The organism is Granulicella sp. dw_53 (assembly GCF_018449545.1).
Classification (GTDB): domain Bacteria; phylum Acidobacteriota; class Terriglobia; order Terriglobales; family Acidobacteriaceae; genus Edaphobacter.
This window is the reverse complement of the sequence record NZ_JAAVUR010000020.1, coordinates 48,160-64,890: the sequence shown is the minus strand read 5'-3', so window position 1 is coordinate 64,890 and position 16,731 is coordinate 48,160. Positions and strand designations below refer to the sequence as shown.

Annotated in this window: 15 protein-coding genes; 7 read left to right on the top strand and 8 right to left on the bottom strand. The window is 59.5% G+C overall.

The genetic code is table 11. The features are described from left to right. Positions 1-16: 16 nt before the first annotated feature. From HB393_RS22435 to HB393_RS22420, 4 genes are all read left to right on the top strand, one after another. Complete coding sequence (locus HB393_RS22435) at positions 17-799, top strand: DUF2076 domain-containing protein (protein ID WP_213807447.1); 783 nt, start codon at positions 17-19, stop codon at positions 797-799. A gap of 95 nt (positions 800-894) precedes the next feature. Continuing rightward, on the top strand, positions 895-1,248 hold the full coding sequence (locus tag HB393_RS22430; RefSeq protein ID WP_213807446.1) for a metalloregulator ArsR/SmtB family transcription factor: 354 nt from the start codon (positions 895-897) through the stop codon (positions 1,246-1,248). Between the two features lies 1 nt (position 1,249). Continuing rightward, positions 1,250-2,656, top strand: coding sequence for an MBL fold metallo-hydrolase (locus tag HB393_RS22425; protein WP_213807445.1), 1,407 nt, complete (start codon positions 1,250-1,252; stop codon positions 2,654-2,656). 197 nt (positions 2,657-2,853) lie between these two features. Then, entirely contained in the window at positions 2,854-3,945 is a 1,092-nt protein-coding gene (locus HB393_RS22420) for a catalase family protein (RefSeq protein WP_213807444.1), read from the top strand. A gap of 24 nt (positions 3,946-3,969) precedes the next feature. Here HB393_RS22420 and HB393_RS22415 read toward each other — a convergent pair whose 3' ends face one another. From HB393_RS22415 to HB393_RS22395, 5 genes are all read right to left on the bottom strand, one after another. Continuing rightward, the gene (locus HB393_RS22415; protein ID WP_213807443.1) at positions 3,970-4,518 is read right to left on the bottom strand and encodes an NUDIX hydrolase; all 549 of its coding nucleotides are present in this window, start codon (positions 4,516-4,518) and stop codon (positions 3,970-3,972) included. A 31-nt stretch (positions 4,519-4,549) separates the two neighbouring features. Further along, positions 4,550-6,706 carry a CocE/NonD family hydrolase gene (locus HB393_RS22410; RefSeq protein WP_345945379.1) on the bottom strand — a complete coding sequence of 719 codons (2,157 nt, stop codon included), beginning with the start codon at positions 6,704-6,706 and terminating at the stop codon, positions 4,550-4,552. A gap of 277 nt (positions 6,707-6,983) precedes the next feature. Next, the gene (locus tag HB393_RS22405; protein WP_213807442.1) at positions 6,984-7,220 is read right to left on the bottom strand and encodes a CDGSH iron-sulfur domain-containing protein; all 237 of its coding nucleotides are present in this window, start codon (positions 7,218-7,220) and stop codon (positions 6,984-6,986) included. Positions 7,221-7,413: 193 nt separating this feature from the next. Beyond that, entirely contained in the window at positions 7,414-8,994 is a 1,581-nt protein-coding gene (locus HB393_RS22400) for a sigma-54 dependent transcriptional regulator (protein WP_255551511.1), read from the bottom strand. Then, a complete protein-coding gene (locus HB393_RS22395; protein ID WP_213807441.1) occupies positions 8,982-9,419 on the bottom strand; it encodes a hypothetical protein in 438 nt (145 codons plus the stop codon). The genes HB393_RS22400 and HB393_RS22395 overlap by 13 nt, the downstream gene beginning before the upstream one ends. 273 nt (positions 9,420-9,692) lie before the next feature. Here HB393_RS22395 and rph point away from each other — a divergent pair, with 273 nt between their 5' ends. Further along, positions 9,693-10,436: a ribonuclease PH gene (gene rph, locus HB393_RS22390; protein ID WP_213807440.1), complete on the top strand. Its 744-nt coding sequence runs from the start codon at positions 9,693-9,695 to the stop codon at positions 10,434-10,436. Between the two features lie 90 nt (positions 10,437-10,526). Next, the gene (locus HB393_RS22385) at positions 10,527-10,961 is read left to right on the top strand and encodes a low affinity iron permease family protein (protein ID WP_213807439.1); all 435 of its coding nucleotides are present in this window, start codon (positions 10,527-10,529) and stop codon (positions 10,959-10,961) included. A 58-nt stretch (positions 10,962-11,019) separates the two neighbouring features. Here the strand turns inward: HB393_RS22385 and HB393_RS22380 are convergent, their stop codons facing one another. Then, positions 11,020-11,874, bottom strand: a complete 855-nt coding sequence (locus HB393_RS22380; protein WP_213807438.1) for an alpha/beta hydrolase — start codon at positions 11,872-11,874, stop codon at positions 11,020-11,022. 831 nt (positions 11,875-12,705) lie between these two features. On the opposite strand from HB393_RS22380, the gene HB393_RS22375 reads away from it, so the two are divergent. Then, positions 12,706-13,695 carry a tagatose 1,6-diphosphate aldolase gene (locus HB393_RS22375; protein ID WP_213807437.1) on the top strand — a complete coding sequence of 330 codons (990 nt, stop codon included), beginning with the start codon at positions 12,706-12,708 and terminating at the stop codon, positions 13,693-13,695. 77 nt (positions 13,696-13,772) lie between these two features. On the opposite strand, the gene HB393_RS22370 is transcribed toward HB393_RS22375, so the two are convergent. After that, positions 13,773-15,134 carry a POTRA domain-containing protein gene (locus HB393_RS22370; RefSeq protein ID WP_213807436.1) on the bottom strand — a complete coding sequence of 454 codons (1,362 nt, stop codon included), beginning with the start codon at positions 15,132-15,134 and terminating at the stop codon, positions 13,773-13,775. 30 nt (positions 15,135-15,164) lie between these two features. Next, positions 15,165-16,724: a glutamine-hydrolyzing GMP synthase gene (guaA, locus tag HB393_RS22365; RefSeq protein ID WP_213807435.1), complete on the bottom strand. Its 1,560-nt coding sequence runs from the start codon at positions 16,722-16,724 to the stop codon at positions 15,165-15,167. Positions 16,725-16,731: the final 7 nt, after the last annotated feature.

The window sequence follows — 16,731 nt, the reverse complement described above, 5'->3', positions numbered from 1 at the left end:
AGCGAGGAGAACAGAGATGACTCCACAAGAACAGCAGCTACTTCAAGGTCTCACCGACCGCATCAATCAGACCGTTCTCACCGACAAGGATCCCGAGGCCGAACGCTACCTTCAGGACACCCTGGGACGCAACCCGGATGCCCTGTATATCCTCGCCCAGACCGCGCTGGTCCAGCAGTATGCGCTCGATCAAGCCAAAAAACAGCTCGACGAGGCTCGCAACCAGCCCCAAAAGCACACCAGCTTCCTCGGGAATCTCCTCGGTCTCAACGACCAGCCCGCACCTCCCCCACCGCCACCCCAGCAGGCGCAGTACGTTCCGGTGCCCAACTACGCTCCACCGCCGCCCCAGTATGGAAATCCCTACGGCAGCCCGTACGGTGCTCCGCAGTATGGAGTTCCACAGCAGGGCGGCTTTCTCCGCTCCGCCATGCAGACCGCCACCGGCGTCGCCGCCGGCGCCCTCGCCTTTGAGGGGATCGAGTCTCTCATGCACGGATTCGGAGAACACGCCGGATATGGCGGAGGATCAGGCTTCGGAAGTTTTGGCGGAGGAGACAACCGGCCCGAAATCATCAATAACTACTACGGAGACTCCGCCCAGCACGGCCTCTCGCCCGACATCGAAGACCGCCGCAACGACAACCCTCACTTCGCCGATACCGACGCGCTGGATACATCCAGTGCCGATCATGATTCGGACGCCTTCGCGGATGCCAGCTCCTCAGACGACAACTTCTCTGACGACAGCGACTCTGGAGACGACTACTCCTCGTCGAACGACGACAACAGCTTCTAAATCGCACTACGTTGCGCTATGTCGAATCCGGCATAGCGCACGTAGTTTGAAATTCAGGACATTACTATATGCATCTATGGTGATATAGTAATTTAATGTCGCGGCTGCCCCTCTCCGATAAGATGCTCGACCTCGTAGCCCGCCGCTTCCGCACCTTGGGCGAGCCTTTTAGGCTTCGCCTCCTCCAGTCCCTCGAACAAGGCGAAAAGACCGTAGGCGAGCTGGTTCAGCTCCTTGACGGCCACCAACCCAACGTCTCAAAGCACCTGCAGATCCTCCACGACGCGGGCCTCGTCAGCCGCCGCCGCGACGCCAACTCCATCCTCTACGCCATCAGCGACCCCATGGTCTTCAAGCTCTGCGAGCTCGTCTGCCGCAGCGCCGAAAAACAGACCCGCAAAGACTACGAACTCCTCCACCCTCCCCTTCAACGCAGCAAACGAGGATGAAATGAACATCGAGCGTTTTGAAATCCCAGGACTCGCCCAATACTCCTACATCGTCTCCACCCGAGGCCTCGCTGTCGTCGTCGATCCCATCCGCGACATCGATCGATACCTCGACTACGCCCAGCAACACAGCCTCATCATCACCCATATCCTTGAGACCCACATCCACGCCGACTACGCCTCCGGCGCAACCGCCCTCGCCGCTGCCAGCGGGGCTGAGCTCTATCTCAGCGCCCACGACACAAACGAACTCTTCGAGTACGCCTTTCCGCATCATCCTTTTGGAGATGGCGAATCCTTCTCCGTCGGCGACATCCGCGTCCAAGCCGTCCACACCCCGGGCCACACTCCCGAACATCTCTCTTTCCTTCTCTTCGACACCACCCGCAGCGCAACCCTCCCCGCCTCCCTGTTCTCCGGAGACTTCCTCTTCGTCGGCTCCCTGGGCCGACCTGACCTCCTCGGCGAAGCCGCCAAGCAGCAGCTCGCTCAAGAGCTCTACACCTCCCTCAAGCAACGAATCCTCACCTTGCCCGACTCCCTCGAAGTTCTTCCCGGCCATGGGTCTGGCTCTCTCTGCGGAGCCGGCATGTCCGACCGCCAGCAGTCGACCCTGGGCTACGAGCGCAACGTAAACCCTTTCTTCCATCTCTCCGCCGATACCTTTACCCAGCAGATCCTCACCACCGTTCCCCCCTTTCCCACCTACTATCCGCGCATGAAGGCTCTCAACGCCGCCGGAGCTCCTATCCTCTCCGCGCTGCCCGGCGACACCTCCATCCCGTTTGCGCAACTCCAGCAACTCATCGCCACTCAACCCATCACGCTCCTCGATCTCCGCCGCCCGGAGTCCTTCGGAGGCGCTCACATTCCCAACTCCATCAACATCGGTGCGGGTCAAAATCTCTCCCTCTGGGCGGGCTGGCTTCTCGATCCCAATCATCCCATCGTCCTCATCGATGAGACCGGCTCCAACTCTCAGGCGTTTGCGGAGGCTCGCCGCTCCCTCATTCGTGTCGGACTCGACAACATTCTCGGATACGTCTCAGGCGGTATCGCTGGCTGGATCGACTCCAGTCTTCCCCTCAGCCAGATCCCGCAGGTCGCGCCCAGCCAACTTCTCGCCCTCACACAGGCCGCCACCAGAGGCATCATCCTCGACGTGCGCAGCGACACCGAGTGGAATAACGGTCACATCGTCAACGCTCGCCACATTCCGCTCGGCGATCTCACCCAACACCTCAACGAGCTCCAGCCTCAGCAAACCATATACACCGTCTGTGGCAGCGGATATCGCTCCAGCATCGCCGCCAGCCTCCTCGCCGCCCAAGGCTTTACCTCGGTCTCTAATATGGCTGGTGGCATGTCCGCTTGGAACCACCAGCAACTACCCGTCACAAAGAGTTAGGGATCGATCCTTCCGGTCCTTCAGCTCAAGCCATAGCCGATTGATTCGCGACGCTCCTCTAAACGTCACTTCTGTGGCGCAGGAGAAGATCGCTCTAAATCGCCTCTCCTACCAGAAAACTGCAATAGAAACCTAACTCCCTTGTTTAACCCTTTCAGAATTACTTCCTTGATAAAAGGAAGCGAAAAGGAGAGGGTATGGCTTATTTGCGATATTCACCCGAGGTGGAAGTGAAGCAGCCTGACGAGGACGAACTGATCGACAAGATCGTCGGGGTTATGTCGGCTGCGAACCGACAGGTCTTCGACAAACATCGTCATGCGACTCGTGACGCACATTCAAAGAGTCACGGAATGGTGATCGGTCGTTTAGATGTCTATGACAACTTACCGGAGCACCTTGCACAAGGTCTCTTCCTTCGGCCCGTCCAATATCCGGTCGTCATCCGTCTCTCCAGTGCTCCCTTCGACATTGCCGACGATCGCATCCCGGCGCCTCACGGAATGGCCATCAAAGTCATCGGGGTTCCCGGCAAGAAGATCCTGCCAGGCCGCGAAGACGAGGTCACACAGGACTTCGCGTTGGAGAGCGACCTGAAGGTCCTTCCATTCGGAACCCTTGAGAGCTATTGGCATCAGATCCAGTTCTTTGAGAAGCTCGGGCAGAAGCCTCCCGTAGTTCAGGAGGTCCTCGAATCCGCAACGCGCGGCTCAAACAAGGTGCTTCATTTCCTGGGGATCGACAACCCTGTCGTCGATAGCCTCGCGCTCCGAAACGAACACATCCTGGGCAAGACCTTCTCCAGTCTGGCGGCCATACGATACGGCGACTATGTCGCTAAGATCTGCGTAGCGCCTCTCTCCCGCGAAGTGCAAGCCCTGACCGGCAAGCCGGTGGAAGCTGCGGACGGTCCGTCCTTCTATCGTGATCAGGTAGTGGCGTTCTTCCAGGAGAGCAGCGCCGAGTACGAAGTGCGAGCCCAGCTCTGCACCGACCTGGAGAGGATGCCGGTCGAGAACGCCTCCATCCCATGGCCGGAAGACGAGTCTCCCTATCTGCCGGTCGCCCGGATCGTCATTCCCAAGCAAGATGCCTATAGCCCGGAGCGCCGCACCTACGTGGATGACGTCCTTACCTTCAACCCGTGGCACACCATCCCGGAACACCGGCCACTCGGAGCACTGATGCGCGCCCGCAACAAGGCATATGAGACCTCCACGGCCTTCCGCCACAAGATGAACGCGGTAAAGCGCGCCGAGCCTCGTGACATACGTGAAGTTCCTGATTAGATCAGGATCATTCGGGAGCGGTTGTTATCCCTGCCGCTCCCGCCATAACCGGTAGATCCCCCACGCTGCTGCCGTGCAGTTATCTACGATCGTCCCATCGAGCAGCATCTCCTCGAACTCCGCCACGCTTACCCGGTGCAATTGGAGGTCGTTCTCTTCAATATCGGGATCGGCCTCCCCAAGGACCAACCCTTCTGCAAGAAAGAGGTAGTGCTTCTGATTCATTACCCCATACGCAATCTGCAGCATCGTCAGATAGGTCATCCGCTCCGCCGTCAGCCCTGTCTCTTCCTTTAGCTCGCCTCGGGCCAGCTCTTCGGGATCGACCTCTGCCTGCTCCCATCCACCTTGCGGAAACTCCAGAAACCGCCCGCCGACCGTATAGCGAAACTGTTCCACCAGATACACAAACTCGCCTTCAGCGGTCTTATCCAGCGGCACCACGATACAAGCGGGATCCTTGTCGATTACCCCGTAGATCCCCCGCTTGCCGTTCGCTCTTTCAATTACATCCTCACGAACTCTGGTCCAAGGATTCCGATACACCTCTCGTGAACTAATCGTCTTAATCAAAAAATCTCCCTGCTAAAAAACACGCCTAGCCCTAATCCTTCGCCCCTGTAATTTCAAACTCCAGGTGCGAGGGATACTTCGCAGATCCGAAGATCGACACCGTCTGCGCCTTATAAGCATCCGCTGGAGCCGTCATGATGTTCGGCACAAACGTCTGCGGATTGCGGTCATAGAGTGGAAACCAACTGGACTGCACCTCCACCATGATCCTGTGTCCCTTCAGAAACGTGTGGTCCGCTCCATGCAGGCTCCACTTGTACTCTTCAATCTTATCTGGCGTGATCGCCTCGGGCCGCTCAAAGCTCTTACGATACCGGCCGCGAAAGATCTCATCCGCAATCATCAGTTGGTACCCTGCCATCGGCGCGGGCGCATCCTCTGGATAGACGTCGATCAACTTCACCACCCAGTCCGCATCGCTTCCCGTCGTCGAGGCGAACAGATCTGCCATCACATCACCCGTCACCGTCACATCGTGGTCCAACACCGGCGTCGTAAAGTTGGCGAGATCCTTACGGCTGCTTACGAAACGTTGGTCCTCCACCAGCCACTGCCGCCACTTCGATCCCGTTCCATACGTCGCCTGGATGGGACGCGCCCGGTATGGAATCGGGTTCATCGGATCTGCTACGTACGAGACCTTTCCCTCGCCCGCGGGAGCGGTCATGCTCAGTCCACCGTTGCTTTGCAGGTATAGCTTCGCCTGCGCGAAGCCCACCTTTGGCGGCCAGGCTTCATAACGCTTCCACTGATTCACGCCGGTACGAAAGCTGGCGGTGTCCTTCAGCTCGAATCCCGACTTGTCCTTCAGATACTTTTCGAAGAACGGAGCTTCAATTGTCTTGCGGTACTGATCGCCCGTCGGCGCTCCGAAGTCCACCACTCCCAGGTGCCGCGTTGAACCGCTCCACCCGCCATGATTCCATGGTCCCAGCACCAGAAAGACCTCGCCCTTGGTGTCGTGCGGCTTCAAGGTCGCGTACTCCGCCTGCGTTCCCCAGAGGTCTTCCTGATCCCACCATCCTCCGACTTCCAGCGTGGGAACCTCCACCTTCGTCAGGTGCCTCTGCACGGCCATGTCCTGCCAGAACTTGTTGTACTCCGGATGAGCCACAAACGCCTTCGCCGTCGGCAGATCGGTCATCTTGGCCGCCTGGGCGGCTCCAGCGAAGTTCACGTTTCGCAGGAAGAAGTCGTAGGTATCTTCCTTGCCATCCACGCGCTGATCGGTCTTCTGTCCCTCCAACTGCTGCACATAGTCGAATCCGTACGTCTCGCGAAAGGCACCGTAGTGGAAGAAGTCATCTCCCAGCCACACATCCGTCATGGGAGCCTGCGGGCTGACCGCCTTCACCGCGGGATGTGGGTCGATCCCGGCCATCATCGCCAGAAATCCCGGGTACGAAACTCCCAACACTCCGACTCTTCCGTTGTTGTTCGGAACGTTCTTCAGCAGCCAGTCGATCGTGTCGCGTGTGTCCGTGGTCTCGTCCACATCGTTCTTCGTCGTATGCGGGATGATCGGCCGGTTCATCACAAACTGGCCGCCCGAGCCGTACCGGCCCCGCACATCCTCCTCCACCAGGATGTATCCGCTCGCCGCCAGCTCCGGCTTGCTCGTATTGAAGCTCCGCGAGCTTCCCCCGTCGACTCCGTAGGGCGTTCGCTCCATCAGAAACGGGAGTGGTTCACCTGCCTTGGCATTTGTAGGTTGCAGGATCACCGCATGCAACTTCACTCCATCGCGCATCGGAATCATCGCCTCCGTCCGCGTGTACTCCCGGAAGTGATTCAGCCGCACTGCAACGTCGCTGAAACGCTCCAAAGTACGCTCGCCCTGGCGTCCGATACCAGCACCGATCTTCAGGGAGGCGATCTTTCCATCCGCTCCGCGCAGGAAGCTCAACCGGGTCTGCGAGTCCGTTACTTGAAACTCGTCCTTGCCGACGGCCTTTAATTCCAGCCTGGGGCTTCGCTCCCCCTCCACGGTCAGCTTCCCGTTGTCTACGTTCACCGCCGAGACCACATCCGGTTCAGCCTCGGACCGGTACTGGCCCACATACTCCGCGAGAGATTCCGCCGTCGCAGCGCTCGGTACCGGCAGAGAGAACACCGGGACAGTCATAAAGCAGGAAGAGACCAGGACTGTAGACACCACACCCAAACGGCAAAACCTTGAAATCGTCACGCACGAACCTCAACGGAATTGAACTCACGCATCCCAGCAAAGATTAGACTGAAGCCAAAAACACCGCACCTTCGCACACGCTGCCCGCGACAGCTTACGCTGCATCAACTTCTGCTCCTCTGCGATATCACCGCAGGCCAGCCTTTAGTTCTTGTGCACTCCAGCATACCGCGTACTGCCATCCCATCCAGCCCCACGGATAAGATCGCCGCCGTCAGACTTCGACGGCGGCCCCCACACACCCTTGCAAATCTATGAATCCATGCTGTGTGATCGACTAACCCAGCGCAATCGGCTCCGCAGGAACGGGGCTCGCATCGCACTTCCAGCCTTCGCGTCCATGGGTTCCATCGCAGAAGGGCCGCTTCGACGACAATCCACAGCGGCACAGCGAGATCGCCGGCTTCCCTGTGAGATCCCACTCCACCCCATTCACATCGACCAGCGAAATCGGACCCTCAACGCGAAAAGGCCCATTCGGCCGCACAGTAATCTTTACCGCTTGTTCTGACATCGTTCGCTACTCGCTCTCTATATCCAGAAGGATGTGCCCAGAATAACAAACCCTATCCGATAGCCGTCTCGCAGCCACATCCAACCCCACTTGCATCGGGTAACGACAACTCCGCGGCTGTCGCCTTAAATCGGTGAAATCGGCGCAGATCGGTGTTAAGCCTTCTTCCCGACCTGCGCGATCCTCGCGTAAGCTACATCGCATCCCTGACGTCCGAGATGCCGTACTCCTTCAGCTTCCGGTAGAGCGTCGTCTTCCCGATTCCGAGTAGCTTTGCCGCCATCAGCTTGTCACCCTTCAACTGCCGGATCGTCCCCAGGATCGCGTGACGCTCCATCGTCGCGATGGAGACGATCCCCGCTCGCCGGGCGATCGCAGCCATCGTTCCGTCCATCATGCCGTCCATCTCCGCGGCGCGCTTGGCCTCTGCGGCCCGGTGAATGCGGAAGTCCTGCAACTGGGTCGGCAGATCGCCCATATGCAGGAGCGGCCCGCTGGAGAACGCACACGCCCGTTCAATGGTGTTCTCCAGCTCCCGCACATTGCCGGGCCAACTGTACTCCAACATCACTCGCAGCGCGTCCTCAGAGAAGCTTCGTGCTACTCCCGACTCCCGTTCCATTCGCTCCAGGAAATGCAGCGCCAGGGCGTGAATATCCTCGCGCCGGTCCCGTAGCGGGGGAATCCGTAGATTCACCACATTCAGCCGGAAGTACAGGTCCTTGCGGAACCGCCCCTGCGCGACCATCGCCGTTAGATCGCGATTCGACGCCGCCAACACCCGACCTGAGATCGGCACTGCATCAGTCGAGCCAATGGGGCAGACCTCTTTCTCCTGCAGCGCCCGCAGCAGTTTGCCTTGCAGAGGCAGTGGCAGATCGCCGATCTCATCGAGAAATACCGTGCCTCCATGAGCCGAAGCCAGAATGCCATCCTTGGCCCGATCCGCTCCCGGAAACGCACCTTCCACATGCCCGAAGAGCTCGCTCTCGATCAAGGTTGGGTCCAACGCACCGCAGTCCACCATCAGAAACGGCTTGTCCGCATTCGGTCCGTTCGTATGGATCGAGCGCGCCACCATCTCCTTGCCGGTGCCGCTCTCTCCCAGAATCAGTACAGGGTGCGTGGAGAATGCGACCTTCGACAGGATCCGGTACAGCTTCTCCATCTCCGGAGACTGTCCTACCAGGTCTCCCATTCCCTGCCGCGTCCGCAGCTTCTCTCGCAGACGACGACTCTCCTGGTGGAAGTGCATCCGCTGCCCCGCCCGCTCGATCACGGTCTTGAGGTCCTCCACGGCAAACGGCTTGGTCAGGTAATCTCCCGCGCCGATCCGCATCGCCTCGACAGCCGACGAGACCGTTGCGAACGCGGTCATTACCACCACGCCCGTCTCTGGATAGAGGGTCTTTACCTGCTCCAGCAACGCCAGTCCACCACCGCCTGGCAGCCGCAGATCCAGCAGCAGCAGATCGATCTTCTGAAACTTCAGAATCGTCTGTGCCGCTTCGACACTCTCCGCGTGCATGACGGCGCAGCCCATTCCTACCGCGACCTCGCTGCAGGCCTGCAGCAGGTCCACATCGTCATCTACGACCAACACCTGCAAAACCGGTCTATCCCGCTCTCCTGCCGTGTCGCCCGTTGCCACTGGAGCAGACTCCGCCGCTGAACTCGCTACACCCTTCAGACCTGCGCTCCCCATCAATCCCTGCACAGCTGCCATCTCGCGATCCTCCGTCTTGCCGGTTGGAATCCCATTTATGCCTGGCATGCGAACCACCTCGCATCCCCGTTCTTGAGCGCATGTAAACGGTTTACCCCACGCGCCTGACGCAAGTAACACTCCAGCAGCGCGCAGCTCTCGTCTCGCAGAGATCCAAGCTCTGCCAGAGAACGCGCCCGCTCCTCTTGTGGAATTGCATCCTCTGCAAGCCGGTAATTGCGCAACTGCATCTCTCGCAGCAACTTAGTTGCGACCCATGACAGTGCTGCCTGCACCCACTCCGGAACCGCCTCGCCGCCCACGTCGCGAAGACGCTCCCCGGCTACGCCGTTCCCGGCGGAAGCATTCAGCGAAGCTTCCGTGGAAGGCCACGCGGCATCCTTGGCCAGATGCCGGCTTATAAAACGAAACGCCGCGGATTGCTCTCCGCGACACGCTACCCCTGAGGCTGTACTGCTCTGCATTGCCCGCATGGTTCACTCTCCATCCCCGCCATTTACTCTGGTGACCGTGGGATGCGTTACTTGAATTACTTTAGTACCAATCTGGAACTCAGTCTAAGTGATCGCTTCTAGGTCATTCGCACTATTTTTTTCTAAACGATCACATTTTCTCCTCTTTTTCCCATTTCGGAACAAGGATAATCGATTTACAAAAAGTCAGGACAACCATTTTCGAAACTATTTCATATAGGAACCCGTCTGATTCAGTTCGGCTCTATTCATGATCACTATAATCACCCCATAATGCCTGAACCTTCCACCCAGCTCTTCCGTCCCGATCAACGCTCCGCAGACTCCCTCCGCACCCTACGCATCACCCCCGGATACGTCTCCACCCCAGAAGGCTCCGTCCTCATCGAGACAGGTAACACCCGCGTTCTCTGCAACGCCACCATCGAGCAGGGCGTCCCGGGCTGGCTGCGCAACTCCGGTCGCGGCTGGGTTACGGCAGAATACGGCATGCTGCCTCGCGCCACGCTCACACGCACCGCACGCGAGTCCGAACGCGGCAAGATCGGCGGCCGCACCCACGAGATCCAGCGCCTCATTGGAAGGTCCTTGCGCTCCGTGGTTGATATGAAGGCTCTTGGTGAGCGCACCATCATCCTCGACTGCGACGTCCTCCAGGCCGATGGAGGAACTCGCACTGCCGCCATTACCGGGGCTTGCGCTGCTCTTGCCATCGCGCTCGACAAGCTCGTCACCGCCGGAACCCTCAAGACCTCGCCGCTCAAGCAGATGGTCGCGGCGACTAGCGTCGGCATCGTGGATGGTCATGTTCTTTTGGACCTCTGCTACGAGGAAGACTCTCGTGCAACTGTCGATATGAACGTCGTCATGCTCGCCGATGGCGGTCTTATCGAGACGCAGGCTACTGCGGAGAAGGACTCCTACTCCCGGGCCGAGCTTACCCAGCTCCTGGATATCGCTGAAGGCGGCATTCGCAGCCTGCTCATTGCGCAGCAAACGGCGCTCGCTTCGGCCTGAAGGGGTCATCGATTCGGCTGACACAACCCTCGCCTTTCCTTCGCATCCAAGAAGATGCGCAAGCTTGGCACAAGGTTGAAAAGCCGACATATGAAAACCGTTCCTCCCGAAGTTCACACTCGAACCACGAACGATAGCTTCGGTCACTTCGCGGCGACTGCCTCCGGCTGGCTCGGCTCCAAATGGGCCTTCGCGGCTGCCGCCGGAGTTATCGTCGTCTGGGCTGCGCTCGGTCCTATCTTCCACTACTCCGACACTTGGCAACTGGTGATCAACACAGGAACGACCATCGTTACCTTCCTGATGGTCTTCCTCATTCAGAACACCCAAAATCGCGACGCTCGCGCGATCAACCTGAAGCTGAATGAGCTGATTCGCGCCATCGACAAGGCGCGCGATCAGATGATCGACATCGAGAACCTCAGCGATCTGGAACTGGATGAGCTGCAGGCTCGCTATGAAGCCATCAAGGCTGCTTGCAATGAACGCGAAGCCAAAGTAAAACATCACGCGCAGCAAAACTAGGTTTAGACGCAAGTGGCGCGGCTGGTCGCCGCGCCACTTGCATTAGAGCGTTTTGAATCTATGCCAGGACGGGTGCGCTGATCGGCTCTGTTCCTCCGCCGATGAACTGCAGCAACTCGCGGTTAATTCGGTCCGCCGCAGTCAGGTACAGCCCATGCGGCTCGCCTTCGTACTCGCTCAGGGTGGCGTTGGGGAGTAGCTTCGCCGAGAGTCTGCCGGAGAGATCGATCGGCACGGTCGCATCGTTGGTTCCGTGGATCACCAGCACTGGAATGGTGATCGCCTTCATCTCTTCGCGAAAGTCGGTCGTCGACCATGCCTTCATCAGCGCCAGCGTCGAGCGTGGCGAGCCCGTCAAGGCCATAATCTGATTGTGTTCCAGCTCTGGCTCGGAGACTGTGTGCTTCAGTGTGGTGCGTCCAAAGAAGCGCAGTGCAAACTCCTTCAGGAAGGTGGGCCGATCGTCGCGGATCTGCTGCTCCATCTGGTCGAAGACGTTCCCGTCCACGCCCCCGGGGTTGTCGGCCGTCTTCAACAGGTACGGGGTGACGGAGGCCAGCAACACGGCTCTCTCCACGCGGTCCGAACCGTACTCGCTCAGATACCGCACTACTTCGCCGCCTGCCATCGAGAAGCCAACCAGCGTTACTCCCTCGAGCTCCAACTCTTCCATCACGGCGTTGAGGTCTGCCGCGAGGGTGTCGTAGTCATATCCGGTCCAGGGCTGTCCTGAGCGTCCGAATCCGCGCCGGTCATATGTGATGACCCGCAGACCGTGCTCCGCCAAATAGGTCGCCTGCTGCTCCCACATCTCGCCGTTGACCGGCCAGCCGTGGATGAGCACCACCGGCTTTCCTGTTCCCCAATCCCTGTAAAACAACTCCACCCCGTCGTCCGTTTCCAAATAAGGCATTCCTGTAAATCCTCCTGTCGCGATAGGATGCCTCCGGTGTGTGGTCGGATGGGAAACCTATGCGCGCCTTGTGGGGATTTTCCGCCTATGAAAAGGAGGCTCGTGGGGCGAACACTCGCCTATGGACACAGCCGGGGGGGTGTCCCCCCTTGCCTGCGTGTAAGCGCAGTTGTTGCATAGAGATAGCGGGGCAAGGGCTCGCTAGAATATTGCAACCATTGGGGTTGCGTCCAAATATGTGTCAGCGCTGGACTTAGCTGGTTGATTTAGGGAAGTCCTAAGCGCTTTCTTGATCTCTACTTCCATTTTATGGGTTTGACCGAAACTAAAGTGCCAGTTGTAAGTTGAGGTTGATAAATCGGTTAGGTGGTTTTGGGGGTTGACATGTGATTTTGCTGGGGTTTTTGTGGAATTAAATATGAGGTGTGCTGTTTGGAGAGCGGTTTTTCTTGGGCGTGATGGTGGTCTTTGTGAAGAGAGGCTCCCGGCTGGGAATGTTTACCTCCCACCCTTCGCTAGAGACAAAGGCGCGAAGGATGGGGCACCCGGGATGTTGAGGCTGGGAGAGTGGAAAAGCCGGAGCATCCTGTAGCGAAGATCGGTGGTTTCGGTGGAGATCGGTGTTAAGCTTTTTCCTCACCGGCTCTTATCAGTTGTTATTCCTTGAATCACTGTTACGCTGTTGTCTTTGCTGTTGTCTCTACCGTCTTTGTCCGCGGTCGACCAGCCTCATGAGGTCGCCGATAATCGCCAGAATCTGACCAACACATCCTTCGCTGTGTAAAATCCGGCGTGTACGCTTCACTCAAGGAAACAGGAGACAAGACTCGAATGCCGAAGCTGACCCCAGGAAAACTTGCCGGGCTGAACGCCGTATCGAACGCCAACGGTGTCATCGCCGCCGCCGCCATGGACCAGCGCGGCTCCCTCCAGAAGTCCCTCGCCAAGGAGCGCGGAGCCGCCGCCGACGCCCACGATCTCGAGGAGTTTAAGACCCTCGTCACCAGCGTTCTCACCAAGCATGCCTCCGCCATTCTGCTCGATCCTGAGTATGGCCTGCCTGCTTCCAAGCACCGCAACGGCAAGGGCCTTCTGCTGGCCTATGAGAAGACGGGCTACGACGCCGCCACTCCGGGCCGTCTGCCAGATCTGCTCGACGTGTGGAGCGTCCGCCGCCTCAAGGAGGCGGGAGCCGATTGCATCAAGATCCTGCTGTACTACAGCCCCTACGAGAAGACGCACATCAACGACCTGAAGCAGGCCTGGATCGAGCGCATTGGCGACGAGTGCATGTACCACGACATCCCCTTCTTCCTGGAGTTCGTCGGGTACGACGCCGAGGGGAGCGATGAGAAGTCCCTGGCCTACGCGCTCAAGAAGCCGGAGATCGTCTCGGGCTCCATGGCCGAGTTCGGCAAGGAGCGTTACAACGTCGACGTGCTCAAGGTCGAGGTCCCCATCGAGATGAGCTACGTCGAAGGCACGCGCTCCTTCAAGGGCGAGAAGGCCTACACACGGGCCGAGGCTCTGCAGCACTTCCGCGATGCCGAGTCCATGACGCATAAGCCGTTCATCTACCTCTCGGCTGGGGTCTCCAACCCGGTGTTTATTGAGACTCTCGAGCTCGCGGGCGAGTCCGGCACCAAGTTCAACGGAGTTCTCTGTGGACGAGCGACGTGGAAGGACGGCATTCCGATCTTCGCCAAGCAGGGCCCCAAGGCCTTCGAGGACTGGCTCAACACTACCGGCGTCGAGAACATCACCAACGTCAACAACGCCCTGAAGGCTGCCACTTCGTGGCACTCCAAGGTCGGCCTCTAACCTTGGCATAGCTCTGGGCACTACCAATAGCAAAGCCGACCTCTTGGGGTCGGCTTTTTGCTGTCTTACGAGACAAGCTACTTTCCGGGATCTTTGAAGAACGAGACGTCAAGATCCAGCAATGCGGCCTCGGGATCTTCGTTCGCCTTGAACGAGGCCGAGAGACCGGCCAAGGTCGGCAGGGCGGTGTTGTTGGCTAGAAAGCCCTTCACGTATCCGGCGTTGTAGACGTCGCCGGCCTTGAGCTTCCAGGCTGCGTCAAACTGCTTCCGTTGCGCGAGCGAGAGTCCGTGCACATCGATCCTGCGCAGCTTGTACTGCGGCCCGGGAATCACGGTCACGGTGTATGAGACCTGATGCGCCGCGGAATCGAGCTTGGGAACGGCGTCCAGAATTACGTCCATATAGCCCTGCCTGCGGTAGGCGGCGTCGAGGCCCTCCAGGGACTCCTGCAGAGCCTGCTGTGAGGCGATGTCTCCGGGATGCAGTTTGGCAGCGGCGGCGAAGGCCTCCGCGCTCATCTGCGGCGACCCGGCCCAGACCAGTTTGGAGAGGCGGTAGACCTCGCCCGGCTGCAGCGTCGCCGTCACATCGACCTCCACCTGGGTGGGGGTAGAGACGGCAAGAGTTGACTTGAGGTCGATAAGCTTTGCTTCTTGGTACCCCGCGTTCCGATAGTCCTCCAGGATGCGGTCCGAGAGGCCGTTGCCCAGGCCATCGTTGTAGGGCGAATCCATCAGCTTGCGGACTACCTTGTCGGTCGAAAGCTCGAACTTTGGGGGAAGACCCGCTACGTCGAAGTGCCGAATGCGGATGCTGGGCTCGTCAATACGGTACTCGGCCATACGGAAGGGCTGCCCGGGACCGGGAGCGACCAGTTGCGAAGAGACCTTGGCGTTGATGCCCTTGGCCTGGAGCATCTGCTTCAAGGCATCCTCGACGGCGGCCTGCACGGTGCCACCCTCGGGGATCGAGCCGTTGAAGAGCGGAACGCGGCTCTGAATGCCCGCTACCAGTTCTTCGTGCGTGAACCAGACGAAGTTGTCGAAGCTGACCCGCAGCATATGTTCCGGGCCGACCGCCTGCACCTTGAAGATGACGTTGATGGCTTTGATCGGTCCGTCGAGGGAGGCTCCGACGTCGGCAAATGCCCCGGTATTGACCAGCCGCTCCGCAGCCGCCTGCAACCCTGCGTCGGTGAGCGTCGAGCCCACCTTCAGCCCTGTGGCGCTCTCCAGCGCGGCCTGCGTGTAAGGCGTCGAACCCTGGAAGGTGATCTGATGAATGATGTAGGACGCAGGCTTGGACGCAGTTGGGGACGCGGCTGGAGTCGCAGTTGGGGACGCAGGATGGGGCTTAGCCGCCTGCGCAGAGGCGAGACCGGAAGGTGAAGCCAGCACGACGGCACAGAGCGTCGAAACCAGGGGAGTAAGTCGCATAGGTGCGGTCAGTATACCGATCCTGCTGTCTTACTCCCACTCAATCGTGCCAGGCGGCTTCGAGGTGATGTCGTATACGACGCGGTTGATGCCGCGCACCTCGCTTACGATCCTGCTGGAGATGGTGCGCAGCACCTCGTAGGGCAGCGGCGCCCAGTCCGCCGTCATGCCGTCCTCGCTCTCGACCGCGCGGATCGCGCAGGTGTTGGCGTAGGTCCGCTGGTCGCCCATGACGCCGACCGACTTCACCGGGAGCAGCACAGCAAAGCTCTGCCAGACCTTGCGGTAGAGTCCGGCGCGCTTGATCTCGTCGACGACGATTTGGTCCGCCTCCTGCAGGATTGCGACGCGCTCCGCTGTTACCTCGCCCAGGATGCGCACGGCGAGTCCCGGTCCGGGGAATGGCTGCCGATCGATGATCTCATCGGGCATGCCGAGGTCGCGTCCGATGCGCCGGACCTCATCCTTGAAGAGATCGCGCAGCGGCTCGATCAGCTTGAGCTTCATATCCGCGGGCAGACCGCCTACGTTGTGGTGGCTCTTGATGGTGTGCGAGGGGCCGTGAACGCTGGATGATTCGATTACATCCGGATAGAGCGTGCCCTGCACCAGCCAGGCGACGTCCTCGCCGTCGTGTTTTTCCGCCTCGAAGATGCGCTTCGCCTCATCGTCGAAGACGGCGATGAACTCGTTGCCGATCGCCTTGCGCTTCTGCTCGGGATCGGTCACGCCGGCCAGCCGGGCCAGGAACCGCTCGCTCGCATCGACTGCGACGACGTTCAGGCCTAACTGCTCGCGCATGGTCTTCTGGACCTTGGCGAACTCGTCCTTGCGCAGCACGCCGTTGTCGACGAAGATGCAGGTCAGGCGGTCGCCGATCGCCTTGGCCACCAGCACCGCGGCAACGGAGGAGTCCACGCCTCCGCTTAGTCCGCAGATGGCGTGGCCGTTCCCGACCTGTGCCTTGACCCGCGCAACCGTGGTCTGGATGAAGTGCTCCGGCGTCCAATCCGCCTCTGTGCCGCAGATCCCTACGACGAAGTTGCGTAGCAGCTCCATTCCCTGCTTGGTATGCGCGACCTCCGGGTGGAACTGCACCGCCCAGATTCGTCGCGCCTCATCTTCGATTCCGGCCACAGCGTTCGACGACTGCGCCGTCAGCCTGAATCCCGGCGGCAGGGCCTTGGCCTCGTCGCCGTGCGACATCCACACGTCCATCGTCTGGGGCAGTCTGTGAAAGAGCGGCGTTTCCGCGATCACGGTTATCTGCGCGTGTCCGTACTCCCGCGCTGGGGCCGGCTCCACCTTGCCGCCAAGATGATGCGCGATGAACTGCAGCCCGTAGCAGATGCCAAGGACTGGCACACCCATCGTCAGCATTGCGGGATCTGCCTTGGGAGCGTCGGCGTCGTAGACAGAGCTGGGCCCGCCCGAGAGGATCAATCCCTTTGGGTTGAGCTCCTTGATCTGCTCCAATGAGACCGTGCAAGGCAGCACCACGGAGAAGACGTTGAACTCCCGTATCCGCCGCGCAATCAACTGTGTGTATTGCGATCCAAAGTCCAGAATGACTATCGTTGAGGTATCCACATTCCCA